This window comes from Xenorhabdus thuongxuanensis (genome assembly GCF_001908095.1).
Taxonomy (GTDB): domain Bacteria; phylum Pseudomonadota; class Gammaproteobacteria; order Enterobacterales; family Enterobacteriaceae; genus Xenorhabdus; species Xenorhabdus thuongxuanensis.
Genome location: NZ_MKGR01000001.1, coordinates 277830 through 302798, shown reverse-complemented (window position 1 = coordinate 302798; position 24969 = coordinate 277830). Strand labels below are relative to the sequence as shown.

Annotated in this window: 21 protein-coding genes and 6 tRNA genes; 4 read left to right on the top strand and 23 right to left on the bottom strand. The window is 42.6% G+C overall.

All coding sequences use genetic code 11. The annotated features are described in order from the left end of the window. Positions 1-356: 356 nt before the first annotated feature. The 5 genes from lnt to miaB form a co-directional block, all read right to left on the bottom strand. The gene (gene lnt, locus Xentx_RS01325; protein ID WP_074018458.1) at positions 357-1886 is read right to left on the bottom strand and encodes an apolipoprotein N-acyltransferase; all 1530 of its coding nucleotides are present in this window, start codon (positions 1884-1886) and stop codon (positions 357-359) included. 11 nt (positions 1887-1897) lie between these two features. Next, entirely contained in the window at positions 1898-2776 is an 879-nt protein-coding gene (gene corC, locus Xentx_RS01320; protein WP_074018457.1) for a CNNM family magnesium/cobalt transport protein CorC, read from the bottom strand. 70 nt (positions 2777-2846) lie between these two features. Further along, positions 2847-3314, bottom strand: coding sequence for an rRNA maturation RNase YbeY (gene ybeY, locus Xentx_RS01315; protein ID WP_074018456.1), 468 nt, complete (start codon positions 3312-3314; stop codon positions 2847-2849). After that, on the bottom strand, positions 3311-4288 hold the full coding sequence (locus tag Xentx_RS01310) for a PhoH family protein (protein ID WP_415843318.1): 978 nt from the start codon (positions 4286-4288) through the stop codon (positions 3311-3313). Before Xentx_RS01310 ends, ybeY begins: the two co-directional genes overlap by 4 nt. A 93-nt stretch (positions 4289-4381) precedes the next feature. Further along, positions 4382-5812 (bottom strand): tRNA (N6-isopentenyl adenosine(37)-C2)-methylthiotransferase MiaB, encoded by a 1431-nt coding sequence (gene miaB, locus Xentx_RS01305; RefSeq protein ID WP_074018454.1) that lies wholly within the window; start codon positions 5810-5812, stop codon positions 4382-4384. Between the two features lie 206 nt (positions 5813-6018). Between miaB and ubiF the strand changes: the two genes are divergently transcribed. Further along, positions 6019-7209, top strand: a complete 1191-nt coding sequence (gene ubiF, locus Xentx_RS01300) for a 3-demethoxyubiquinol 3-hydroxylase (protein WP_074018453.1) — start codon at positions 6019-6021, stop codon at positions 7207-7209. Positions 7210-7362: 153 nt separating this feature from the next. Here ubiF and Xentx_RS01295 read toward each other — a convergent pair whose 3' ends face one another. Together Xentx_RS01295 and Xentx_RS01290 are read right to left on the bottom strand one after the other, a co-directional pair. After that, positions 7363-7692: a type II toxin-antitoxin system RelE/ParE family toxin gene (locus tag Xentx_RS01295; RefSeq protein WP_074018452.1), complete on the bottom strand. Its 330-nt coding sequence runs from the start codon at positions 7690-7692 to the stop codon at positions 7363-7365. Beyond that, a complete protein-coding gene (locus Xentx_RS01290) occupies positions 7661-7897 on the bottom strand; it encodes a TA system antitoxin ParD family protein (protein WP_074018451.1) in 237 nt (78 codons plus the stop codon). The genes Xentx_RS01295 and Xentx_RS01290 overlap by 32 nt, the downstream gene beginning before the upstream one ends. A 174-nt stretch (positions 7898-8071) precedes the next feature. On the opposite strand from Xentx_RS01290, the gene Xentx_RS19075 reads away from it, so the two are divergent. Then, entirely contained in the window at positions 8072-8248 is a 177-nt protein-coding gene (locus Xentx_RS19075) for a hypothetical protein (RefSeq protein WP_167366735.1), read from the top strand. 146 nt (positions 8249-8394) lie between these two features. On the opposite strand, the gene Xentx_RS01285 is transcribed toward Xentx_RS19075, so the two are convergent. The 12 genes from Xentx_RS01285 to Xentx_RS19070 form a co-directional block, all read right to left on the bottom strand. Then, a tRNA-Gln gene (locus Xentx_RS01285) sits at positions 8395-8469 on the bottom strand. A gap of 14 nt (positions 8470-8483) precedes the next feature. Continuing rightward, a tRNA-Met gene (locus Xentx_RS01280) sits at positions 8484-8560 on the bottom strand. 41 nt (positions 8561-8601) lie between these two features. Next, positions 8602-8676, bottom strand: a tRNA-Gln gene (locus Xentx_RS01275). A gap of 83 nt (positions 8677-8759) precedes the next feature. Continuing rightward, a tRNA-Gln gene (locus tag Xentx_RS01270) sits at positions 8760-8834 on the bottom strand. 67 nt (positions 8835-8901) lie between these two features. Next, a tRNA-Leu gene (locus Xentx_RS01265) sits at positions 8902-8986 on the bottom strand. A gap of 5 nt (positions 8987-8991) precedes the next feature. Beyond that, positions 8992-9068: transfer RNA gene (locus tag Xentx_RS01260), tRNA-Met, on the bottom strand. Between the two features lie 155 nt (positions 9069-9223). Then, on the bottom strand, positions 9224-10447 hold the full coding sequence (gene nagC / locus Xentx_RS01255; protein ID WP_074018450.1) for a DNA-binding transcriptional regulator NagC: 1224 nt from the start codon (positions 10445-10447) through the stop codon (positions 9224-9226). Positions 10448-10459: 12 nt separating this feature from the next. Continuing rightward, positions 10460-11617: an N-acetylglucosamine-6-phosphate deacetylase gene (gene nagA, locus Xentx_RS01250; RefSeq protein ID WP_074018449.1), complete on the bottom strand. Its 1158-nt coding sequence runs from the start codon at positions 11615-11617 to the stop codon at positions 10460-10462. Positions 11618-11641: 24 nt separating this feature from the next. Beyond that, the gene (gene nagB, locus Xentx_RS01245) at positions 11642-12448 is read right to left on the bottom strand and encodes a glucosamine-6-phosphate deaminase (protein ID WP_074018448.1); all 807 of its coding nucleotides are present in this window, start codon (positions 12446-12448) and stop codon (positions 11642-11644) included. A 282-nt stretch (positions 12449-12730) separates the two neighbouring features. Then, the gene (gene nagE / locus Xentx_RS01240) at positions 12731-14245 is read right to left on the bottom strand and encodes an N-acetylglucosamine-specific PTS transporter subunit IIBC (RefSeq protein ID WP_074018447.1); all 1515 of its coding nucleotides are present in this window, start codon (positions 14243-14245) and stop codon (positions 12731-12733) included. Between the two features lie 195 nt (positions 14246-14440). Further along, entirely contained in the window at positions 14441-15727 is a 1287-nt protein-coding gene (locus Xentx_RS01235) for a glycosyltransferase (protein WP_074018446.1), read from the bottom strand. A gap of 184 nt (positions 15728-15911) precedes the next feature. After that, positions 15912-16061 carry a hypothetical protein gene (locus tag Xentx_RS19070; RefSeq protein WP_167366738.1) on the bottom strand — a complete coding sequence of 50 codons (150 nt, stop codon included), beginning with the start codon at positions 16059-16061 and terminating at the stop codon, positions 15912-15914. Positions 16062-16158: 97 nt separating this feature from the next. Between Xentx_RS19070 and glnS the strand changes: the two genes are divergently transcribed. Further along, entirely contained in the window at positions 16159-17826 is a 1668-nt protein-coding gene (gene glnS, locus Xentx_RS01230) for a glutamine--tRNA ligase (RefSeq protein ID WP_074018445.1), read from the top strand. A 221-nt stretch (positions 17827-18047) separates the two neighbouring features. Continuing rightward, positions 18048-20753: a beta-N-acetylhexosaminidase gene (locus Xentx_RS01225; RefSeq protein ID WP_074018444.1), complete on the top strand. Its 2706-nt coding sequence runs from the start codon at positions 18048-18050 to the stop codon at positions 20751-20753. 172 nt (positions 20754-20925) lie between these two features. Here the strand turns inward: Xentx_RS01225 and fur are convergent, their stop codons facing one another. The 4 genes from fur to Xentx_RS01205 all read right to left on the bottom strand — a co-directional run bounded on the left by fur (position 20926) and on the right by Xentx_RS01205 (position 24967). Then, a complete protein-coding gene (fur, locus tag Xentx_RS01220) occupies positions 20926-21378 on the bottom strand; it encodes a ferric iron uptake transcriptional regulator (RefSeq protein WP_074018443.1) in 453 nt (150 codons plus the stop codon). 186 nt (positions 21379-21564) lie between these two features. Next, positions 21565-22098, bottom strand: coding sequence for a flavodoxin FldA (fldA, locus tag Xentx_RS01215; protein WP_074018442.1), 534 nt, complete (start codon positions 22096-22098; stop codon positions 21565-21567). Between the two features lie 174 nt (positions 22099-22272). After that, positions 22273-22563, bottom strand: coding sequence for a LexA regulated protein (ybfE, locus tag Xentx_RS01210; protein WP_074018441.1), 291 nt, complete (start codon positions 22561-22563; stop codon positions 22273-22275). A gap of 223 nt (positions 22564-22786) precedes the next feature. Next, entirely contained in the window at positions 22787-24967 is a 2181-nt protein-coding gene (locus Xentx_RS01205; RefSeq protein WP_074018440.1) for a type I secretion system permease/ATPase, read from the bottom strand. Between the last annotated feature and the right edge of the window lie 2 nt (positions 24968-24969).

The window sequence follows — 24969 nt, the reverse complement described above, 5'->3', positions numbered from 1 at the left end:
TGCATGTTTCTACATAAATAAGACTGTTGAAACGATTTTTTTGGTTGTTTTGTTTGTGTGCTGTAAAAAAATAATTCAAAATGTTACTTTTTTGAAACTATAATGTTTCTATTTCGCGACCCACATCGCACTATAAATAAACAATTTCATTTATGTATGGTTAAAAAGCGAATAATATTGAATGTTGTTCACACTTTGCGCTATTTGAAATAATATTCTGTTTTGGTGGGTTTTTTATAGTGTAATATGTAATAAATCTTTGTTATTTAGGTGATTAAATCTATTTTTAAATGAAATCAGGGCATAAGTAATATGCCCTGACCACTATTAACATTTAATTAAAAGAAAATAGAAAATTAAGTTTTGCGACGTTTATTTATAAAAGCAAAGATGAGAAACAGGACGCTCGCACCCCATATTGGTAAATTCCCGAAGCGAAAATAAGGTGTTATTCCTGTGGCTGGCGTTACTTTGGCTTCCAATACCTGCCGGGTAAATTGTGGAAGTTCAGCCTGAATGGAGCCGTCCGGATTGATTACTGCTGTAACACCATTATTCGTTCCTCTTAGCAGAGGACGGCCTAGTTCAAGAGCGCGCATCCGTGCCATTTGGAAATGTTGCCAAGGGCCAATGGAACGTCCAAACCAGGCATCATTAGAAACGGTTAGGAGAAACTCTGTGTCAGGTTTGAAATTATCGCGTACCTGTTCACCTAAAATAATTTCATAGCAGATAGCAGCAGTAATATTGTGTCCGGCAACAGAAAGTTGGGGTTGGATGTAATTACCTTGGCTAAAAGAAGACATTGGCAAATTGAATAAAGGTGCTAGTGGCCGCAGTATTGATGCCAATGGCACAAACTCACCAAATGGTACAAGGTGATGCTTATCGTAACGGGTTAGTGCTGGGTATTGGTAAGGCATCTTATCCCCTAATACGATAATGCTGTTATAGAATTTATAACCTTCCAACGTCGATCGTGCGTCCACAATGCCAGTGATCAAGCTGGTATTATGTTTTCTCAACACGCTATCCAATTTAGTCAGAAAATCACTTTGGTTATATTCGTAATCGGGGATGGCTGACTCTGGCCAAATGATAATTGGTACTTTACCAATGAAAGGACGGCTGTTATCCAAATAAATATCCAACGTTTTTCCAAGAACGGAGGACTCCCACTTAATGGCTTGAGGAATATTACCTTGAACCAAAGCAATATCTGTGGCTTTTTCTGGCTGTAGGGTATACCACTGGTAGGGCCTCATTGGCCACGGTAACAGTAGCAGGATAATGGCGAAAATAGCCGCGGAAATTTTTTTCTGGATGACAGCAAAAACCAGCAATCCGCTGATCATCATCAGCAAGAAGGTAATACCTTCTACACCCAGAATAGGCGCAATGGCTTTCATCGGGCCATCAATTTGGCTGTAACCAAATTGTAACCACGGAAACCCAGATAACACCCAGCCACGCAAGAATTCTGTCAACTGCCATAGCGCTGGGCTGGCTATAACCAGCCTGATGCTATTAGAAGCTGGAAAAAAGCGGTTCAATAAACCAGTAAACAGAGCGGGATAAAGGGCAAGATAGGCAGATAGCAGGATCACCAAAAAGATATTGATAGCGGTTGGCATACCACCAAAGTCGGCGATACTGACATAAACCCAGTTTGCGCCACTACCAAATAAACCAAGGCCCCAGCATAAACCAATAAAGCAAGCTTGACGGGTTGTTCTGTCCAAGGAAAGGATTTGCAGGCCGAAAAGGGAAACAAGTGCAGCAGGCCAGAAATCAAAAGGTGAAAAAGCCAGCGTTCCACTGGCTCCGAAGAAAAGTGCCAGCGCAGCACGTAGCCGCTGGCAGCTCATTAATGAGGCTTTGTTCATCCAGATCCTATTTATTGTTTATCAAGGCTAGGAACGCCAGCATCATCCGGTATTTTTACATGAACCTGAATGATTTTACGGCTATCAGACATTGCCACTTTGAAAAGGTAGCCATCAATGGTGATGGATTCCCCACGTGAAGGCAGATGCCCAAATGCCTGCATGACTAGCCCACCAATAGTATCAACCTCTTCATCGCTGAAATTGGTGCCAAAAACGTCATTAAAATCCTCAATTTGAGTCAATGCTCGCACTGAATAGGAGTGGCGACTTAAAGCACGAATATCGTTATCTTCATCATCATCGTATTCGTCCTCTATTTCACCTACAATCAGTTCCAGAATATCCTCAATTGTGACCAGCCCCGAAACGCCGCCAAATTCATCGATCACAATCGCCATATGGTAGCGTTGGGAACGGAATTCTTTCAGCAGGCGGTCAACACGTTTACTTTCCGGCACGACAACAGCCTGACGAAGTACTTTATCAATGCTGAAAGGTTCTGCATTTGTACGCATGAAGGGTAGCAGATCTTTCGCCATTAATATGCCTTCAATGTGATCTTTGTCTTCGCTGATCACGGGAAAGCGTGAGTGGGCTGAGTCAATAATAACATCCAGACATTCGTCCAGAAATTGGTTGCGTTTTAAGGTAACGATCTGTGAGCGTGGGATCATAATGTCACGCACGCGTTGATCAGCAATATCCATGACACCTTCGAGCATCTCGCGGGTATCGGGATCGATTAGGTCGTTCTGCTCAGAATCACGGATCAGTTCAACCAAATCATCACGGTTTTTCGGTTCACCGTGAAAAAGCTGATTAAGAAGTGCAAAAAAGCCTTTCTTAGGGCCAGGGTTATCGTTACTTGAAGGATGGTCGTCGCTCATGGCGTTTTAATGAAAATTCCCCATATAAAATCGTAGACTATTATGTTTAACATAAAAATGTTGACAATGGTTATTCTTTTTCCGCGAGATAGGGATCAGCATAACCCATTTTTTTTAGGATCTCTGTTTCCAAAGCTTCCATTTCTTCCGCTTCATCGTCTTCAATATGATCATATCCCAGAAGATGAAGGCAGCCGTGAATCACCATATGTGCCCAGTGTTCTTCGACTGTTTTTTGTTGCTCATCTGCTTCTTTTTCAACAACTTGCCGACAGATAATTAAATCACCGAGTAAGGGTAATTCAACTTCAGGTGGCGCTTCAAATGGGAAAGATAACACATTAGTTGGTTTATCTTTCCCACGATAAGTCAGGTTTAAATCGTGGCTTTCTGCCTCATCGACCAAGCGAATAGTCACTTCACTTTCGGCCTGAAATTGAGGCAAAACACCTTCCAGCCAGTGCTGGAAAAGCGCTTCCTTGGGAAGCCCTTCAGGGTTTTCACATGCAATTTGCAAATCTAATATGACTGAACTCATTGTGCTTCCTGTTTGCGTTTCTCATTGAGCGCTTTTTTACGTTCCTGTTCCATCGCTTCCCATGCTTCATAAGCGATAACAACTTTTGCCACCACCGGATGGCGAACAACATCTTCACTATGTAAGAAGTTAAAACTCAGTTCATCAACATTAGATAAAACTTCTATTGCGTGACTCAGGCCTGATTTTTGGCCTCTTGGCAGATCAATCTGGGTGACGTCACCGGTAATGACTGCCTTAGAATTAAAACCAATACGGGTCAGGAACATTTTCATCTGTTCAATGGTCGTATTCTGGCTTTCGTCGAGAATAATAAAGGCATCATTAAGAGTACGTCCACGCATATAAGCCAATGGCGCCACTTCAATGACATTTCTTTCGATAAGCTTCTCAACTTTCTCAAATCCCATCATCTCAAACAAAGCATCGTAAAGCGGACGCAGATAAGGGTCGACTTTCTGGCTGAGATCACCAGGCAGGAAGCCCAGTTTTTCGCCGGCTTCAACCGCAGGACGGGTTAGCAGGATACGGCGGACTTCCTGACGTTCCAGTGCATCAACCGCCGCGGCGACAGCCAAATACGTTTTCCCTGTACCCGCAGGCCCAACCCCGAACGTGATATCGTGATCAAGGATGTTAGCAATATATTGTGCCTGATTGGGAGTGCGGGGCTTTACAACACCCCGTTTGGTTTTGATATTGACGGCCTTGCCGTATTCAGGAACGCTTTCTGCTGCTTGTTCCAGCACCCGGCTTTCGGTAATCGCGAGATGAACCTGTTCAGGCTCAAGATCCGGTATCATGCCGCGTATAGGAGCGGTTTCGACATAAAGGTGACGCAGGATCCCCGCGGCCGCGCTAACACACAATGGTTTACCTGCCAGTTTGAAACGGTTATCGCGGCGATTGATTTCAATACCCAAACGACGCTCAAGTTGTTTCAGATTATCATCAAGTGGTCCACACAGGCTCATCAGACGTTGATTGTCTGCGGGTTCCAGAAAGATTTCTTGGGTTGCTACTTGTGGGTTTATTTGTGTCACTGATTATCTCTATGTTAGGGCCTGTTAAGGCTGATAAAAGCCAACGCCGAGTTCATCTTCCTTGCGAGTACGGGCAATGACTGATTCAGGTGACTCATGGATGCGCAGATCCATCTCATCTTCAGTACGGATGACTTTACCACGCAGGGAGTTGGCGTATACGTCAACAATTTCGACATCAACGAATTTACCAATCATGTCAGGCGTTCCCTCAAAGTTAACTACGCGATTATTTTCGGTGCGGCCAGAGAGTTCCATGATATTTTTGCGTGATGGGCCTTCAACCAGAATGCGCTGTGTGCTGCCAAGCATTGCGCGGCTGTAGCTCATAGCTTGTTGGTTAATGCGCTGCTGGAGCAGGTACAAGCGCTGCTTCTTCTCTTCTTCACTTACGTCATCTGGCAAATCGGCGGCGGGTGTTCCTGGACGCGCTGAATAGATGAAGCTGAAACTCATATCGAAGTTAACATCGGCAATCAGTTTCATGGTTTTTTCAAAATCATCCTGTGTTTCACCTGGGAAACCAATGATGAAGTCAGAACTGATCAGAATGTCAGGGCGTGCCTTACGCAAACGGCGAATAATGCCTTTATATTCCAATGCCGTATGGGCGCGCTTCATCAGGGTAAGGATACGATCAGAACCACTCTGGACTGGCAGATGCAGGAAGCTCACTAACTCAGGAGTATCTTCGTAGACGGCAATAATGTCGTCAGTAAACTCAATTGGGTGGCTGGTGGTGAAGCGAATACGGTCGATACCATCAATAGCCGCAACCAGACGCAATAGTTCTGCAAATGTACAGATACCGCCATCAAACGTAGCTCCGCGATAGGCATTAACGTTTTGACCGAGCAGGTTAACTTCACGTACACCCTGAGCAGCAAGTTGTGCAATCTCGAATAAAATATCATCACAAGGACGGCTGACTTCTTCTCCGCGGGTGTAAGGCACAACGCAGAACGTGCAGTACTTATTGCAACCTTCCATAATGGAAACGAATGCTGTTGGGCCTTCTGCACGAGGCTCTGGCAGACGGTCAAATTTTTCAATTTCAGGGAAACTGATGTCAACAATCGGGCTGCGGGTGCCTTTTACATGATTAATCATTTCGGGCAGGCGGTGCAGGGTTTGTGGTCCGAAAATAATATCGACGCTAGGTGAGCGCTGGCGAATGTAATCCCCCTCCTGGGAAGCCACACAACCACCCACACCGATAATGATTTCAGGGTTTTTATCTTTCAGGCCTTTCCAGCGGCCAAGTTGGTGAAAGACTTTTTCCTGCGCCTTTTCACGGATTGAACAAGTATTCAGGAGTAAGATATCTGCTTCTTCGGCGACATCGGTTAACTGATAACCGTGAGTGGTTTCCAGCAAATCGGCCATCTTGGATGAATCGTATTCGTTCATCTGACAGCCCCAGGTTTTGATATACAGTTTTTTTATCGTCGACATTTTGTGTTGTATCCGGTGTTTCCAGTGGAATGATGCTTCAACACTGAAAAGTGCAATATATTGCACGTAGTGTATTTAGCATAATATTGTTGGTTATTGTAGTCATTTGAGGCACCAGTGACCAGACTGTAACAGCGGATATTCACAGCCGGAAAGGGAAAATTCCGGTAGACTATTTTAATCAATAAGTTAATGACGTGATGAATATGAATAATCCACAACAAAAATTCGATATCGTTGTCGTCGGCGCAGGTATGATTGGCGCTGCGACAGCATTGGGATTGGCGCAGGAAGGTTGGCGTGTTGCATTATTGGAGCACCAGCCTCCTGCATCTTATGATGCAAATAGTGAACCTGATGTTCGTATATCTGCGATCAGCTGTGCTTCAGTGGATTTATTGAAACAATTGGGAGCATGGGAAAACATACTGCGAATGCGCAGTGCCCCTTATCGAAAGTTGGAAACATGGGAGCAAAATGATTCGAACGTCATTTTCGACGCTGAAAGTTTGGGGCTGCCAGAGTTAGGGTATATGGTTGAGAATCGTGTCTTGCAACTGGCATTGTGGCAGGAATTTGAACGTTATCCAAACCTGACATTGATTTGTCCTGCTGTTTTGCAATCTATGCAGCGTCAGCATGAGAATAAAACGTGGCTGGTGACATTGGCAGATGGTACGGAAATTAACACACGTCTGATTATTGGTGCAGATGGTGCCCGTTCTCAAGTCCGTCAATTGGCGGGTATTGGCAGTAACGGGTGGCAATATCGGCAGTCATGTATGTTGATAACCGTCAAGACTGACCAACCCCAACAAGATACAACATGGCAACAATTTTTTCCTTCTGGTCCCAGGGCCTTCTTGCCGTTGTTTGATCAATGGGCTTCGTTAGTTTGGTACGATTCTCCTGCTCGTATTCGTCAATTGCAGTCAATGACGATGGCACAACTTGAGCGAGAAATTTTTCAGGCATTTCCCTCTCGCCTGGGGAAAGTCACCCCGATTGCTGCGGGTTCATTTCCACTGACTCGTCATCATGCCAGCCATTACGTGCAAGAAGGGTTGGTTTTGCTGGGAGATGCAGCTCATACCATCAACCCGTTGGCAGGGCAGGGAGTGAATTTAGGCTATCGAGATGTTGATGTATTACTCAAGGTGCTGACTAATGCTAAAGAATTGTTGGAAGAATGGGATTCTTTGGCAGTCTTGATGCGTTATCAGCGTCGCAGAATGCCGGATAATTTGGTGATGCAGGCGGGAATGGATTTTTTCCATACCGCATTCAGTCATGATTTGCCAGGGTTAAAAACGGTACGAAATCTGGCATTAATGGCAGCGCAGTGTTCAGGCGTCATGAAAAATCTGGCGCTGAAATACGCATTGGGGCTGGGATGAATATTACCTCCTATTAGCCCCTTATGGGGCTAGTTTAGTCGGTTTTATAAGAATATCAGCGGGTATCTCCAGTCTTCCCTCTTGCTTGATGTAAATCCCTTGCTCTATAACCTCCAGAAAACAAAAAGGCCACGCCATGCGCAGCCTTGGAATTTATTTAATAAATTTTAAATCGTCATTCCTGTGTCGCTTTTGTTCCTGATAGAAATTTTCATGAGAACTCAAATTTAACAGATAAAGTTCTATTTTCTCTTCAACCCAGTGATAACCCAGCAATGTTAGCTGGTTACTCAATTGAAATTTGTGAACACGAAGAAAACTCAAATTACCTTTCTTTTGATCGCCAATTTCAGGGTTGTCGATAATTTTTTCTATTTCATCTTCCACAATAGCAAGAAGATTTTCAGGTAACTTAGATAATGCCTTGGAGAAACGTCTTGTTTCATAAACATCAATCTTGGGATTTTTTTGTCCTTCTGACATAACGCGGCACCTTACCATTGTTGACTTCGCTTTTCGCCAGTAAGACATCAAGGATAAAAGAGTATGGCAAATCAGGGTTATCTTCGGCGATGCAGCCTATTTTTGCCCAGTGTTCTATTTGCTTTGGCACACTCCTGCTTGATGCTTCTGCGTGAATCTTGACATCATTCACGAAGTCATCATCTAAACGGATACTAATAGCCATTTTTTGACCCTCGACGGTTGTATTACATGCGGTCAGACACATACGCTTGCGGAAGCGTATTTATAACATGCATCATTTTGTTGAATTATGCAATCTTTTGTCGCATTAAATGGATCCAATAAATGCCATGTTAACCATTAGTCAGATAGTAACTATGGTCTGAGAATAGGGAACATGGGCTTAACAATACTGCCATCCAGACGGTATGCTGATGGTGACCCGATTGATATCCCTGTTGGTCGATTTATTTCCGTTCGTTTCCAGATACCGGAAGATTCGGTGTGGAATATGAGGCAGGGGGAGGGTGATTTGTGGCGTAATGGGCAAAAGTTTTCAGTTGAAAATGATTAGATTTTATTATCTATTGAGGGATAAATGAGGTGTTTTTTGTGGTTCAGAAACAAAAAAACCACCTTAAAGGCGGCTTGCACATCAAAGAATATTCTACCTGTATATTCTTTTTCAACTTGTCACATAATGTAACTTATTGAGAATACTGGCTGGGGTACCAGGATTCGAACCTGGGAATGCCGGAATCAGAATCCGGTGCCTTACCGCTTGGCGATACCCCAACTGAATTTTAAAATGGTGGCTACGACGGGAATCGAACCTGTGACCCCAGCATTATGAGTGCTGTGCTCTAACCAGCTGAGCTACGTAGCCATTTACGATAAGCGTAATGTTTGTGATAAATCTCAGTGAGATGGCTGGGGTACCTGGATTCGAACCAGGGTATGCCAGGATCAAAACCTGGTGCCTTACCGCTTGGCGATACCCCATCTGAGTGTTATCAGTGCAGCCTTTGTTATTCCCAGATTGCTTAGTTAACTTTATATCGTTTTAACTTGTCGTTTCAGTTAAATGGCTGGGGTACCTGGATTCGAACCAGGGCATGCCAGGATCAAAACCTGGTGCCTTACCGCTTGGCGATACCCCATCTGAAACAACACACTAAAACTTAAAATCGTTACTAAAACATATTCCAAGTAACTCGATGAAGAAAATGGTGCGGGAGGCGAGACTTGAACTCGCACACCTTGCGGCGCCAGAACCTAAATCTGGTGCGTCTACCAATTTCGCCACTCCCGCAAAGATGGTGGCTACGACGGGAATCGAACCTGTGACCCCAGCATTATGAGTGCTGTGCTCTAACCAGCTGAGCTACGTAGCCATCTTTTTTCGCTTTGCCTTCATCGGCGGTGCGGGGCGAATTATGCGTATATCAGACAGATGCGTCAACTGCTTTTTTAAAGAAATATGCGCAAAATCGTTTGTTTGTTTGTCTTGTAAACATTTTGTCGACAAAGTCAGCTAAAACGGTTGAAATTATCCTCCAAGAAGATGTTGTAACAGTACGCCATTAAGCATTGCGCGTTTCGTTAATGCGAATGCCCCAATTGCTGAACAGTGATTTAGCTCAGAAACCACTACAGGGAGGTCTTCGCGGAATGCTTTTAATACTTGGGTATTGATGCTGCTTTTGATAGTCGGCAGCAATACCTGTTCTGCTTCAGTGATTTCTCCGGCAATCACCACCTTCTGAGGGTTAAATAGATTAATCGCGATTGAGATAGCCTTGCCAAGATAGAGTCCTACTTGTTTGATGACTTCTGTTGCAAGCAGATCACCCGTATTGGCTGCAAGGCAAATTGCATGGATATTACAATTATCCAAGGCTAGCTGACTTGGAAACCCTTGGCGTAATTGTTGCTGTACCTTAGCTTCTATTGCTGAATTGGAAGCGATGGTTTCCAGACAACCAAAATTACCGCAATGGCAACGTTCACCCAAAGGATCGATTTGGATATGGCCTATTTCACCTAGGTTGCCGCGTTTGTTGAGTAAGATATTGTTGTCAACAATGACACCAGCCCCTGTGCCACGATGGATGCGCACCAGAATGGAATCTTCACAATCGCGTGTTGCCCCGAAATAATTTTCTGCTAATGCAAGGCTGCGAATATCATGACCAATAAAACAGAAAGTATTGAAATGTTCTTTGAGGATCTTAACCAGAGGCCAGTTATCTACCTTAATGTGTGGCATATAGCGGATAATACCTTGATCAGGATCAACCAGTCCGGGAAGAATAACTGAAATTGCAATCAATTCACGGATCCGGCGCTGGTTTTTGTCGATGAAACTTTCAATGGCGTAAATAATTCGATTCTCGACTTCCTGCTGACTATTTTCCCGCACAGGATAGTGTGTTTCCACTAACGTCTTGCCACTCATATCGAACAGCGCCACGGTTACATCATGGCGCCCAAGCCGGATTCCAATAGTGTGGAAATGGCGTGTTTCGGTAATAATAGAGATTGCGCGCCTTCCGCCGGTGGAAGCCTGATGTTCGACTTCTTTTATCAGGCCACGCTCCAGTAACTGACGAGTAATTTTGGTTACGCTAGCAGGGGCAAGTTGGCTCTCTTCTGCAATTTGGATGCGTGATATTGGCCCATGCTGATCAATCAGTCGATAGACTACAGCACTATTTAGCTGTTTGACGAGATCAATATTACCAATTTGCTTCTGTGCGTTCTCATTACTCATCAGTCTTTATACTCACGGTTGTTTAATTTCATTTCCGTTAACAATGGTTTTGCAGATTTTGAAATCGTGAGTAAATGCGGTCAGGTTCGCTACCTTGCCAGATTCAATCGTACCGAGATGTTTATCAATACCGATTGCGCGGGCTGGGTAAAGCGTCACCATTCGCAACGTTTCATCCAAAGCAATACCAACATGTTCCACACTATTTTTGACACAATCAATCATTGTGATTGATGAGCCGCTCAGTGTTCCATTTTCATCAACACATAAGCCATTTCGATAATATATTGTTTTATTAGCGAAGGTAAATTGGTCCATGGCATCGGGAGCAAGCCCGGCAGGAACGATGGCATCCGTTACCAAGATAAGCTTTTCATTTTTTAATCTCTTGGAATTGCGGACATTTGGCCATGATACATGCATTCCATCACAGATTATGCCGGCATAGACTTCTGGGGAATCATAAATGGCACTAACTAGCCCAGGCTGACGGCCAGAAATTGGAGGCATAGCATTATATAAATGGGTAGAGAAAGTAATGCCATTTTGGAAGCCATGACGAGCTTCTTCATAAGTAGCATTAGAATGGCCAGCAGAAACAGTAATGCCAGCTTCGGCTAATTGCTGAATATATTTGCTTTCTACCATTTCAGGAGCGAGAGTGATCTTGGTAATAACATCAGCATTCAGGCACAGGTAATTAACCATTTCAGAGGTGGGTTTGCGGATATAAGCTGTATTATGAGTTCCTTTTTTTATTGGATTGATATAAGGACCTTCCAGATGTAATCCTAATGCCTGATTAGCATTTTTTTGCAGATAGGCGCGCATTACTTCAATGGCTTTTATCATTAATTCATCGGGGCTGGTGATGAGGGTAGGCAGGAAACTGGTACAGCCGTAGAGCTGGTTGGTTTTCTGCATAGTATGTAGAGTTTCTTCTGAAATATCTTCCAATCGTTCGTTAAATTTGACTCCACCACAACCATTCACTTGTAGATCAATAAATCCTGGTGCGAGATTTGCGCCATGTAAATCGTGTTTTTCAATCTCTTCTGGCAATTCGTTGACCGGACAGACTTGTTTAATCAAACCATCTGCAATAATGACTGCATGGTTATCGAGCCTGTCATATCCAGTATAAATAATGCCATTGGTTAATGCGTACATTGATATCTTAACTCCTGAATCAGTTTAGCTGGCGAATTCATTAACGATATTGGCCTCTAACTGGTGGAAATACTTCACTGTCTTTACTTTCAGTTCCATGGTGGCGGGTTCATCACAAACAATAAGTGATTTTGGATGCATCTGGAGACAACTGATTGTCCACATATGGTTGATATTCCCTTCTACTGCGGCTTGCAAAGCTTGCGCTTTATTCATTCCGGTTGCCAAAATCATAATTTCTTCAGCATCCATTAAAGTACCCACACCAACGGTTAATGCATATTTGGGAACTTGTTCTACATCATTATTGAAAAAACGGGAATTGGCAGTCCGCGTTTCAATGGTCAATGTTTTAATTCGCGTGCGTGAAGAAAGAGAAGATGCGGGTTCATTAAAGGCAATATGCCCATCATTACCAACACCTCCCATAAATAAATTTATCTTGCCATAGGATTTGATTTTACTTTCGTAACGTTGACACTCAACATCAATATCTTCCGCATTTCCGTTTAACAAATTGATGTTCTCTTTTGGGATATAAATATGATTAAAGAAATTGTGGTACATAAATGAATGGTAGCTTTGGGGATGATCTTCCGGTAGTCCAACATATTCATCCATATTAAATGTCACAACATATTTGAAGCTTACTTTTCCAGCCTGATATAGGGAAATAAGTTCTTTATAGGTTGTCAGTGGTGTGCTGCCTGTGGGAAGCCCAAGTACGAAAGGGCGTTCAGCAGTTGGATTGAATTCATTAATCTTACTTGCAATATAGTGAGCAGACCATCGACCGACATCACTTGCCGTAGTTAGGGGGATCAGCCTCATGATTACCTCTTAAAAAAGCATTCAAAAATTTAATGAAGATAAATTATGCACAACATACGTAATATTTGAGATATTTTTAATATTAAAATAAGATTAAAAATATGACTAGTTTTTTATCATTATAAGGTCAAAATATGACTTTTTGGTAGAATTTTAAATAACTTTGTTTTTGTTAAAAAATAAGTTTATTGGTTTTATTTTTTAAAAAACAGATAGATGAAGTGTACTTGCTATAGATAAAAAGGAACATACTACGTTCCTTTTTATCCTTATCATCGTAAATTATTCAGTTTTATCTGAATGACTGAGTTTCAACTGAACTTTCACTTGTTCGGCGATGCTTTCGGCTTGTGGTCCGAGGATGACTTGAATACTCTGTTTACCTATTTTTAAGACACCCTTAGCTCCTAATTTCTTCAATTGAGGCTCATCTAATCGAGTATTGTCCTCTACAGTTAAACGCAGTCGAGTGATGCAAGCATCGACAGTACGAATATTGTTAGGCCCACCGAGGGCGCTGATATAGTGTGAGATAGCCTCTTTATCTTGGGATGCCGAAGTTGCTTTATCAGAGTTTGCCTCTTCTCTGCCTATCGTATTCAGATTGAAAATGCGGATCATTAAGGTAAAGACAACGAAATAGAGAACAAAGAATAGGATGATAAGTGGGATCAATATCCATGGTTTTGTTGCTAGTCCCCAATTTAATCCAAAATCAATCAGGCCAGCAGAGAAGCCGAAACCGTGCAAGACACCCAAAGAGTTTGTGATTATCATGCTAACGCCCGCAAGAATTGCATGTAAAACATATAATACGGGAGCTAAAAATAAGAATGAAAACTCTATTGGTTCAGTGATACCCGTCAGGAATGATGTTAAGGCAACAGAAAATAACATCCCACCAATTTGGGGACGACGTGATTTTGGTGCAGCCAAATACATGGCTAAGGCAGCACCAGGTAAGCCGCCCATAAATATTGGATAGGCCCAAGCCATATACACCCCTGCATTGGGATCACCAGCAAAGAAGCGATTGAGATCACCACGAGTAAGGTCACTCGCTATTTGAGTGATGTTTGAACCTTCTATTCCAGGTATCGTTGCTCCAATAGTGAGTGAGTGTACTACATCAGGTGCCAGACAGATATTGTGCATTGCTCCTGCCAGATCATAAGTGATTTTTATACAGTCACCTAAGCTGAACCAGAAAACGGAATGCAGGATATAGTGTAGGCCAAACGGAATTAAGGCACGGTTAAGAACGCCATAGGCAAACCATCCAGCCACACCACTTTTTGAAACCAAAAGGCTAAAATGATCAATGCCATGTTGTACATATGGCCAGATATGTCCGCAAATCCATGCCAGGAAAAGGCAAATAATTCCGGTTATGATAGGGACTAAACGTTTACCAGCGAAAAATGCTAAAAACTCGGGTAATTGGGTTTCAGAAAAACGGTTATAACAGTGGCCAGCAACAATTCCTGAAATAATACCGGCAAAAAACGACATATTGATTTTAGGATCAATAACAGTGGTTGCTTTTGTCAGAATAAAAAAGCCAACGACTCCAGCAAGCGCTGCCGCTCCACTATTATCTTTCGCCAGACCAACAGAGATTCCTAATGCAAATAGTAAAGGCAAATTTTCGAAAATTCCGCCACCTGCACTGGCAATAAAAGCGATATTAAATACATCTGGTTGACCAAGCCGCAGTAGTAACGCAGCGACAGGAAGTGAAGCGATGGGGAGCATGAGTGCTTTTCCCAATCGCTGTAAGTAACTGAATATGCTCATGATGCTCACCTGTTGTAGTAAATATTATTGGAGACGTTTCACTATTAACAATACTTATTTTTAAATGAAAAATAAGAAAAAGCTATAGATAAGTAAGTAATTGTGATCGTTGTAACGATCTTGATAGAAATTAAAATGAGCACTTGGTGTGCTCATTTATCTGAGATTGTTAATCTTTGTGATTATAAATAATGTTTAGATAACGTATGATAATGTATGGTTGTAACTTATTGAAATTTCTTTATAAAATCTATTAACACTTTCTTCAAAAATATCTTTTGATAGCAAAGAACTGATATTTTTTTGCTGTATATCGGATACGAATAATTTTTTATTATGTATGGAAATTATTTTTTTCGTCAGTGAGGTTATGTCGTATTCAAACTTATCTTCTGAAGAGAAATAAGTTGATGCTTCCACACAGCTTAAGTTAGGAACTATCGTATAGACCCCATTTAATGCTGCCTCTAAAGGAGTAATACCCAGCGTTTCGTAGCGTGATGTGCATACAAAAATAGCCTTTTTCTTTACTGCATTAAAAACACTAAATAGTTCTTTATGTGGTAGCTTATGTGAAATTAAAAAGTATTTTCTATATTCTATGGGGATCATGGAGTAGAGTATATCTCTTCTGAAAGTATATTTTTCTTCATCACCTAAAATTAATGTTCTTGCTGGAATACCTTTTTTTAATAAGCGAATAGATGAATTAATTAATAGCTCGATGTTTTTAAAATAATCTAATCTGGCAACAGCAGTGAATAATAAAAATTCATTCTTATCTGTTTTTAGGAAGTGACTTATGTTAGGGTTTAATGATTTTAATTCGTGATTTTCGTGGAAAAACATGGGTGGATTAATTTGTTTTATTTTTTCTCGGTGAACTCTTTTGCTTATTAGATAATCCCCTTGTAGTTTAGAATGTTGTATAACATAATATCCTTTATCAATTAAGGTATTAATACCTATGGATTGTTGTTTATAAAGATGAAGGGCTTTATCTTTATTTTCAAATGATTGATAAGCTTCCTCTTGTGAATAGTGTTTCTGAAAATCTTCAACAAAAGGCCCATGATGTGTTACGCCACATGGAAAGTTTGATGGATGATAACAGAGAAGCGTATCGGTCTGATAATAAGCAAAAATATTGGATTCTTGCTGATTATCTATAGAAAGAAAGCGTAAACCTTTAGCTAAGGTTTCCTTGATATTCTCTGAACTCATCGAAAAATTGAAGAAAATTTTTATATATTTTATTCCACCTATCTTTGATTGTTCAATTTTGGGTACTAATAGAGATTCGTCTCTTTTATAAAGAATAAATCCAGCAAAAATATGTTGCTTAATAAAATAGTCAACCATTTTTAATGTAAATGATGTGGCACCTACCTTAAATCCATCTGTATAGTGATTTAATATATATTTTTCATTAATGACTATAGCTATAATCATCTTTTTATTGCTTGATAATAGATCGTTCATTTTTATTCTCTATTGATATATAGATAGCTTTTAGTATTGAAGTAATGGTAATAAAAAAGGTGAAATTACCAGTTATGCAGATATACTGAAAGATATGCTAATTAAATAACTTTTCACTTATTTTCTGAAGATTATGTGTCTGGCGAATCAATGTCTTTAAGATATACTCATATAGTCATAAAAATTAAATTATATTATATATAAAACGTATATCGTATTTTGCCAGTGATTTATTTTTCAGGGGATGAGTTATTGTTGCTTCTTTGTTAACTGATTTCTTTAATCGGCTAAGATAAGAGCTGTTTTCCCGCTTTTCCGCACTAACTTTACCCATTCCACCATTTCCCACGAACAAAGTATTGTTTCTCGGTTCAGCTTATTAGATTATAGGGGGTTATGTTAAAGCGCTTTTTGCATTGAGGAAAAAAACGATGAGTGAGGCAGATGCCCGTCCGACAAACTTTATTCGTCAGATTATTGACGAAGATCTGGCAACTGGTAAACATACATCCGTACATACCCGTTTCCCACCTGAACCCAACGGTTATCTGCATATCGGCCATGCTAAGTCGATCTGCCTGAATTTCGGCATCGCTCAAGACTATCAGGGACAATGCAACCTACGTTTTGACGATACAAACCCAGTCAAGGAAGATATCGAGTACGTTGAATCGATTAAAACTGACGTTCAATGGTTGGGATTCCAGTGGAGTGGGGATATTTGCTACTCTTCTGACTATTTCGATACTCTGTATCAATACGCCATTGAGTTAATCAATAAAGGTCTGGCGTATGTCGATGAACTCAGTCCTGAAGAGATCCGTGAATATCGCGGTACGCTAAAAGAGCCAGGCAAAAACAGTCCATATCGTGATCGCAGCGTAGAAGAAAACCTGGCGCTGTTTGAAAAAATGCGTGCCGGTGAATTTGCTGAAGGCAAGGCGTGTTTGCGTGCCAAAATTGATATGGCATCTCCGTTCATTGTTATGCGTGATCCGGTAATCTACCGTATCAAATTTGCAGAGCATCACCAGTCAGGGAATAAATGGTGCATCTATCCGATGTATGATTTCACGCACTGCATTTCCGATGCACTGGAAGGGATCACCCATTCCATCTGTACGCTGGAATTCCAGGATAACCGCCGTTTGTACGATTGGGTATTGGATAACATTACGATTGATTGCCATCCACGTCAGTACGAGTTTTCTCGCCTGAATCTGGAATATACGGTGATGTCCAAGCGTAAGCTTAACCAGTTGGTGACAGAAAAGATCGTTGATGGTTGGGATGACCCACGTATGCCGACTATCTCTGGGTTACGTCGTCGTGGTTATACTGCGGCTGCTATCCGTGAGTTCTGCCGCCGTATTGGTGTGACGAAACAGGATAACAACGTTGAAATGGCGGCATTGGAATCCTGTATTCGTGATGACCTGAACGAAAATGCACCGCGTGCTATGGCGGTTCTTGAGCCGGTGAAACTGGTGATTGAGAACATGCCAGAAGGTGAAGTCATTCTGACAATGCCTAACCACCCAAACAAACCAGAAATGGGTAGCAGGGAAGTGCCGTTCAGCCGCGAACTGTATATTGATCGTGCGGATTTCCGCGAAGAAGCAAACCGTCAATATAAGCGTCTGGTTCTGGGCAAAGAAGTTCGTCTGCGCAATGCTTATGTGATTAAAGCAGAGCGAGTTGAGAAAGACGCGGAAGGCAATATCACTACGATTTATTGCCAGTATGACGAGCAAACCCTGAACAAAGATCCAGCCGATGGTCGCAAGGTTAAGGGCGTCATTCATTGGGTAAGCGCTGCACACGGCGTACCAGTGGAATTCTATCTGTATGACCGTCTGTTCAGCGTGGCGAACCCAGGGGCAGAAGATGATTTCTTGTCTACTATCAATCCAGAATCGTTGGTGATCCGTAAAGGGTTTGTAGAACTTGGGTTGGCAAATGCATTGCCAGAAACAACTTATCAGTTTGAGCGTGAAGGTTATTTCTGTGCTGATAGCCGCCTGTCAAGTGCTGAGCATCTGGTCTTTAACCGTACGGTTGGCCTGCGTGATACTTGGGCAAAAATCTCACAAGAGTAATAATCTCACTAAGATAATGTGACCTCGTACATAAGAAAGCGTGATTATTTTCACGCTTTTTTGTGCTTGATAGCCTCGTAACGAAAATTAACTCCTTCAGCTAAGATTAAAAATTGCCTTATAGTCACATATTGTATAGGGTTATTGCCTGGCCAAACTTGTACATTATTTGCCCAAAAATTTACCCATCGAAAAAATAATAAGTTCGGACGAGGTAATTTATGAAACCCATTAAATTACGTACCTTGGCAGCATTCATCACGGCAGTTGGATTTATAGGCAGCGCTCATGCAGAAGTGACATCGCCAATATCACCGCAGCAATCAATGTCATCACAACAGATTGTGGATTTACTCAGTCAGGTAAAAGTCACTTTCAAAGTCATTGATAATCAGGCTGGTTCACATGGTACAGATTGTGCCATTCTTGGCGCTGATTCGGCGGCCTGTAATCGGGTCAACATCATCTTGAGCAATGGTGATCAGGCAATCAATTCTTCTGATTGGGCACTCTATTTCCACAGTATTCGCCAAATACTGAAACTGGACAATGATCAATACAAAATTACCCATATTACGGGGGACTTACATAAACTGGAGCCGACAAAGAAATTTACGAGCATCAAAGCCAATGAAAAGGTCGTGCTACCTATTATTGGCGAATATTGGCAGATTTACAGTACAGATTTTATGCCGCGTTGGTATGCGGTTTCCGGTGATGCTACGCCCAAGGTCTTGGTAAGTACCAATACTGAAAATATCAGCAAATTTTTATCTGATCTGGAAGGTGAGCAGTGGAAACGAACCACAACGGATAACAATATCCTGATGACATCTGAAAATCGCTTTGCAAAAAACCAACAGGTGGCAACAATCAGTGAAGATAAGCTGCGAGGGCAGATTATTCCGACACCGAAAGAGCTTTTCGTTCATTCCCAGGATGTGGATTTATCCCGTGGCGTGAAATTAGAGTTGGGCGGGTTGAGCGGCGAATCTGTTAACGTGATCAGGGAACGTTTCAAAGCCCGTGATATTCATTTAACGGATAACGGTTATCGAATAGCGACTCAAATCAACGCAAGCCAATTTACCAAGCCTTGGCGAATAAAAGGTGCGTATTTATTGGAGATAACCACCAAAGGGGCACAAATTATCGCGTTTGATCAATCTGGCGTATTCTATGGCCTACAATCGCTGTTTTCCTTACTTCCCGCCAATGGTATTCCAAAGATTGCGACATTGATGGCAAAAGATGCTCCTCGATTTGAATATCGTGGTGTGTTCCTTGATGTTGGGCGAAATTTTCATAGCAAAGAAGCTGTTTTGCGTCTGCTTGATCAAATGTCCCACTATAAACTGAACAAGTTCCATTTCCATTTGAGCGATGATGAAGGTTGGCGATTAGAGATCCCTGGTTTACCAGAGTTGACAGAAATCGGCAGTCAACGTTGTCATGATCTGAGTGAAACTCAGTGCTTATTGCCGCAATTGGGATCAGGGCCAGAGAATAACAATATGGGAAGTGGCTATTTTAGCCGTCAGGATTATATTGATATTCTAAACTATGCGAAGGCCCGCCAGATAGAAGTGATCCCAGAAATTGATATACCCGCCCATGCTCGTGCCGCAGTGATGTCAATGGAAGCGCGTTATAAGCGGCTTATGGCTCAGGGCAAAGAGCAGGAAGCCAATGAATATCGTCTGCTTGATCCGACAGATACCTCGAATACAACTTCCGTGCAGTTCTATGATCGTCACAGTTATCTTAACCCGTGCATGGACTCTTCAAAACGGTTTATCGATAAAGTTATTAGCGAAGTTGTTGCCATGCACCAAAAGGCTGGTCTGCCGTTGAACACATGGCATTTTGGTGGGGATGAAGCGAAAAATATTCGTCTGGGTGCGGGATATCAGGATAAAAACGAACCGATAGTGCCAGATAAGGGGATTATCAACCAAAAAATCGAAGACAAACCATGGGAAAAATCTCAGGCTTGTCAGAAGATGATAGCGCAAGGCGCCATTAAAGATGTTGATGAACTTGCCAGTTATTTTGCCATTGAAGTCAGCAAAATCGTCAATGCCCACGGTATTAGCACCATGCAAGCATGGCAGGATGGCCTGAAATATGCCAAATCAGCAAAAGATTTCGCTACTAAACATGTTGCGGTGAACTTTTGGGATACCCTATATTGGGGAGGTTATGATTCTGCCAATAACTGGGCGAATAAGAGCTATCGAGTTGTTGTTTCCAGCCCTGATTATGTCTACCTGGATATGCCATATGAAGCCCATCCGAAAGAGCGGGGCTACTATTGGGCAACCCGTTTTAATGATGAGGCAAAAATTTTCAGCTTTGCCCCGAACAATATGCCACAAAATGCTGAAACCTCGTTGGATCGTGATGGCAATCACTTTAATACTCATAGTAATAAACGCTGGCCGGGGGCTTATGGTATGTCGGGGCAATCATGGAGTGAAACCGTGCGTACCGATGAACAAATGGAATATATGATTTATCCACGCTTATTGCCGCTAGCAGAACGGGCATGGCACCAAGCAGAGTGGGAGCAGAATTATCAGCAGGGCAGGGAGTATAGAGGTGGAATAACACATTATGTTGATACGGCTCTCCTGCAACAAGATTGGGAACGCTTTGCCAATCTGATGGGGCAGCGTGAGCTAGCTAAGCTGGATAACGTCCAAATTTCGTATCGTTTGCCAGTGCCGGGCGGCAGAATTGTTTCTGGAATACTGGAAGCCAATATCGCATTACCGGGAATGGTTATCCAATACTCATTGGATAATGGAAAAACATGGCAAGATTACAATGACAGACAACGACCCCATGTCAGCGGCAATGTGAAAATTCGCTCTGTCAGTGCCGATGGAAAACGTTTTAGTCGCATAGATGAAGTTAAATTCTAACAATTGCGTATGCGGCATGAGGGTAATAAATTGATAAAGCAACTTGCCGATTATCTTGAGAACTCATCGGCAGGTTGCTTATCAGACGAACAACTTATTCAGATGAACAAATTATTTAGATGAACAAATAGCAGAAGCGGATTATTTCAATCACTTCATTGTTGGCGCTTATTTATCGTGTTTTCTCATCATGAAATGCGCTATCTTCGCGGCAATTACCATCAGCACAATGACCATATAAATAAAGACTGTGGTTTGAGAGCTTAATTCCATAACGCTCGGCAATATTTTTCTGACGCTCTTCAATGAACTCATCATTAAATTCAATGACCTTACCGCAGTCGAGACAAATCAGATGGTCATGGTGATGTTGCTGAGTGAGTTCAAAAACCGATTTACCGCCTTCAAAATTGTGGCGTGTGACAATGCCGGCATCATCGAACTGGTTCAACACGCGATAGACAGTGGCGAGGCCAATCTCTTCACCGATATCAATCAGTTTTTTGTAGAGATCCTCCGCACTGACATGATGGCATTCTGGGTCCTGTAGCACTTCCAGAATCTTCAGTCGTGGAAGTGTTACTTTAAGTCCAGCATTTTTCAATGCTTTATTGTTGTCGGTCATGCGGATTCAGTCCTGTAACTTGAGTTAAGTGAACTTATGATACTTGGGGGTATCGTGAGGGAATCATGATTCTGTTTCACGTTGCTGATTATAGGCATGGATGTTAAAAATGAAAACCATGCCTATTTAGATATCATGACACATTATGCAAGAATAATCCTGCCTGAAAGGGCTTTTATCTTCTTATTAAGCGTCTAGAATCTCTGACAGGCTCATTTCAACCTTGATCTGTTGTACCCAGGCTTCAACGCGCTCATCCGTCAATTCTGGTTGACGATCTTCATCAATAGCTAAACCAATAAAATGGTTATCGTCTGCCATGCCCTTAGAGGCTTCAAAGTGATATCCTTGAGTTGGCCAGTGGCCTACAATAATGGCACTACGAGGTTCAATAATATCGCGAATGGTGCCCATAGCATCGCAGAAGTACTCTGCATAATCTTCCTGGTCACCACAGCCGAACAAAGCAACCAGTTTCCCTTCGAAGTCGATCTCTTCCAGTGTTGGGAAGAAATCATCCCAGTCACACTGAGCTTCGCCGTAATACCAGGTTGGGATGCCAAGCAGCAGGATATCGAAGGCTTCAATATCTTCTTTGCTGCTTTTGGCAATATCGTGGACTTCAGCAACATCAGCACCGCCCAATTTTTCTTGGATCATTTTGGCGATGTTCTCTGTGTTGCCTGTATCGCTACCGAAGAATATACCTATTATTGCCATAAAATGGGTTAACCTCTTGTTTTATTTGTGTATTAAATCTATACACATCACGCTGAAATCAGCTAGAAAAATGTCAGTTTTAGTAACATGAAAAGCGTTATTTTGACCAAACATCCATGACAAATCTGTCAGATTTGTGTGGTGATACCGCTTCATTGTGTTTAATAAAAGCCGTTAATCGGCAAGGTGATTTTTTTCTGTCAGTTGGGCTAATAACATTTGTTCAATCAATTCACTGCGACTAATGTTGCGCTGTTTTGCCAGATGGTTTAGTGCATCGACGGCATCTTCATTGAGTTTGAGTTCCACTCGACGCAGCCCTTTGACTTTATCTCGTCGCAATTGGTTGCGTTTATTGATTCTAAGCTGTTCATCCCTGGACAGCGGGTTTGTTTTAGGTCGCCCAGGCCTGCGTTCATCTGCGAACAAATCCAGTGTGGTGCGATCAGTTTGTTCTTTTGCCATAAATTCAATTGATAATGGGCGTGTACCAATAATATAGCGGGCAATAATACCTTAGCTGAACGCGTGTCGCTACTAGTTTCCCTTCCCGTCTTTTGGCGGTGGGAGTACCCTTTTGAGGTAATTTTTCTGTATACAATGTCAGTGATGATATTTTTGTCGATACTCCTGACCAGAATGATATCGGGCTGCTGTTCATGGATGAGATAAGTTTCTTTTTTAGTCATCACTTCGTTTGTTGATGCCAAAGCTGTGCATATAGGCCATTTTGCTGCACCAGAACATCATGTGAACCTGATTCAGCGATTCTTCCTAAATCTAAAACGAAAATCTTATCAGTATGACGGATAGTATTTAGCCGATGAGCAATGCTTATCACGGTTCGGTTTTGGCATATCTCTGCCATATTACTCATGATGGCGGCTTCAGATTCATAATCTAGCGCGGAAGTGGCTTCATCAAGGATCAAGATCTTGGGATCATTCAACAATGCCCTTGCCAATGCGATACGCTGCCGTTGTCCACCAGAAAGGTTGCCCCCTTTTTCGCCAACAGGATGGGCAAATTTATGTGGAAATGCATTGATGAAATCAACCGCGCCCGCTAAGGTTGCAGCTCGATAGACTTCCTCATCGCTGGCATTGGGCTTACACAGGCGGATATTGTCCGCAATGCTGCCGGAAAACAGGATGCTCTCCTGCAAGACCACGCTCATATTACGGCGCAGTGACACTGGGTCGGCAATCGCTAAATCCATTCCATCCACCAAAACCTGACCGTGTTGTGGCACATATAGGCGCTGTAACAGGCGGGTTAATGTACTTTTTCCGGAACCCGATGGCCCCGTAATGCCAATAAATTCTCCGGCCTTAATTTCCAGTGACAAATTTACCAGCACTTCTGACGTATCTGCATGATAGCGGAAGCGTATATTGCGGAATTCAATCTGTCCTGCAAGTTCAGGTGCTGATGCTAGCCCTTGTTTACTGCTTTCCATTGGCTCATCAAGAATATCACCCACCCGTCGCAGGGCAATCAGGGTATGCTGAAAGTCTTGCCAAACTTGTGCCAACCTTAGGATGGGTTGGGTAACATGCCCCGCCAGCATATTAAAAGCAATTAATTCACCAGGGGACAACTCTCCATCAAGCACGCCTCGGACTCCCCACCACAAAAGCAGGGCGGCAACCACTTTTTGGATCAGCTCAATCCCTTGTCCCGCAGCCAGTCCGCTTTTTTGGGCTGTAAAGCGCTGAATTAATTGCTCGCTTAATACCTTTTGCCATTGGTACAAAAAGCGCTTTTCTGTCGCGGTGGTTTTAATGGTTTCAATTCCCGTGACGGATTCTGTCAGGAAGCTGGTGGCATTGGCATCGGCTTCATACTCTTTTTCTACCTTGCGTCGAATAATGGGACCGACGGCTATCCATAGCAAAAAATAGAGAACCAGTGAACTGATTACGAGCCATGTCAGCAGGGAGGAGTAATGAAACATCACTCCCAGAAATAGAATGATGAAAATCAAGTCAAGCAACAGCATAAGGGTAGATCCGGTCAAAAATTGGCGGATCTGCGCCATTTCGCGAACTCTGGCGATAATTTGCCCGGTCTGCCGTTGTTTGAAATAGGGCAGGGGCAATCCTACAAGGTGACGATACAGTTTGCCGGAGAGTTCCGCATTGATTTGGCTGGCCGTATGCCCAAACACGGTATTGCGCAGGAACCCATACAGGGGCTCTGCTAATGCCAGTGCCAGCATCGCCATGCCCAATATATGCAGGCTGGAAATACTCCGCCCAACCAGCACCTTGTCGATGACATTTTCAAATAGCAAGGGAGCTGCCAGGGCAAAAAGTTGCAACACGATAGCAAACAGGAAAATGTCCCGTAACTGGTTTTTCTGCCTGAAAATGGAGGGATAAAACCAGCTTAGACCAAATTTAACCTGCTGCTTGGTCAGAGTTTTATCCGCCACCAGCAGCACTTTGTATTCGTTAGAGTGGCTGCCACTTGTTTGTTCATCGTGCAGTACACGTATTTCATATTTTTCAGTGCTAGGGTCGAACACCGTAAATGTGTCAGGACGGATTTCTGACAATACCCACCAGCGCTGATCCAATTCAACTAATGCAGGTAAAGGTAATGTGGCGGCGGTATCATGTGTCAGGCGTTCAAATTTGCTGTGTAACCCAATGGCATCCGCAGCTTCACGTAGCTGTGGATCTGTCAGTGCAAGAGAGTCTACACCCAGAATATGGTGTAATTGCCCAACAGAAGCCACCTTGTGGAACTGTTTCCCTAAATGGGCGATACAATCCAGCGCATAATTGTTTGCATTTGTACCGACTGTATTGTCGGGTTTTTGGTCTGTATCTGCGCCACAGGTGAAGGAAAAAGTATCAGTCATGA

What these genes read in the sequence shown, in the direction of transcription:
- Xentx_RS01225 (WP_074018444.1), top strand. Translation starts at nt 18,048, where the DNA reads ATGAAACCCATTAAATTACGTACCTTGGCAGCATTCATCACGGCAGTT.
- nagB (WP_074018448.1), bottom strand. Translation starts at nt 12,448, where the DNA reads ATGAGGCTGATCCCCCTAACTACGGCAAGTGATGTCGGTCGATGGTCT.
- corC (WP_074018457.1), bottom strand. Translation starts at nt 2,776, where the DNA reads ATGAGCGACGACCATCCTTCAAGTAACGATAACCCTGGCCCTAAGAAA.
- Xentx_RS01295 (WP_074018452.1), bottom strand. Translation starts at nt 7,692, where the DNA reads ATGTCAGAAGGACAAAAAAATCCCAAGATTGATGTTTATGAAACAAGA.
- glnS (WP_074018445.1), top strand. Translation starts at nt 16,159, where the DNA reads ATGAGTGAGGCAGATGCCCGTCCGACAAACTTTATTCGTCAGATTATT.
- ybfE (WP_074018441.1), bottom strand. Translation starts at nt 22,563, where the DNA reads ATGGCAAAAGAACAAACTGATCGCACCACACTGGATTTGTTCGCAGAT.
- Xentx_RS01310 (WP_415843318.1), bottom strand. Translation starts at nt 4,288, where the DNA reads ATGAGCCTGTGTGGACCACTTGATGATAATCTGAAACAACTTGAGCGT.
- Xentx_RS19070 (WP_167366738.1), bottom strand. Translation starts at nt 16,061, where the DNA reads ATGGGTAAAGTTAGTGCGGAAAAGCGGGAAAACAGCTCTTATCTTAGC.
- nagA (WP_074018449.1), bottom strand. Translation starts at nt 11,617, where the DNA reads ATGTACGCATTAACCAATGGCATTATTTATACTGGATATGACAGGCTC.
- fur (WP_074018443.1), bottom strand. Translation starts at nt 21,378, where the DNA reads ATGACCGACAACAATAAAGCATTGAAAAATGCTGGACTTAAAGTAACA.
- Xentx_RS01235 (WP_074018446.1), bottom strand. Translation starts at nt 15,727, where the DNA reads ATGAACGATCTATTATCAAGCAATAAAAAGATGATTATAGCTATAGTC.
- miaB (WP_074018454.1), bottom strand. Translation starts at nt 5,812, where the DNA reads ATGTCGACGATAAAAAAACTGTATATCAAAACCTGGGGCTGTCAGATG.
- Xentx_RS01205 (WP_074018440.1), bottom strand. Translation starts at nt 24,967, where the DNA reads ATGACTGATACTTTTTCCTTCACCTGTGGCGCAGATACAGACCAAAAA.
- ubiF (WP_074018453.1), top strand. Translation starts at nt 6,019, where the DNA reads ATGAATAATCCACAACAAAAATTCGATATCGTTGTCGTCGGCGCAGGT.
- fldA (WP_074018442.1), bottom strand. Translation starts at nt 22,098, where the DNA reads ATGGCAATAATAGGTATATTCTTCGGTAGCGATACAGGCAACACAGAG.
- lnt (WP_074018458.1), bottom strand. Translation starts at nt 1,886, where the DNA reads ATGAACAAAGCCTCATTAATGAGCTGCCAGCGGCTACGTGCTGCGCTG.
- ybeY (WP_074018456.1), bottom strand. Translation starts at nt 3,314, where the DNA reads ATGAGTTCAGTCATATTAGATTTGCAAATTGCATGTGAAAACCCTGAA.
- Xentx_RS01290 (WP_074018451.1), bottom strand. Translation starts at nt 7,897, where the DNA reads ATGGCTATTAGTATCCGTTTAGATGATGACTTCGTGAATGATGTCAAG.
- nagC (WP_074018450.1), bottom strand. Translation starts at nt 10,447, where the DNA reads ATGAGTAATGAGAACGCACAGAAGCAAATTGGTAATATTGATCTCGTC.
- Xentx_RS19075 (WP_167366735.1), top strand. Translation starts at nt 8,072, where the DNA reads ATGGGCTTAACAATACTGCCATCCAGACGGTATGCTGATGGTGACCCG.
- nagE (WP_074018447.1), bottom strand. Translation starts at nt 14,245, where the DNA reads ATGAGCATATTCAGTTACTTACAGCGATTGGGAAAAGCACTCATGCTC.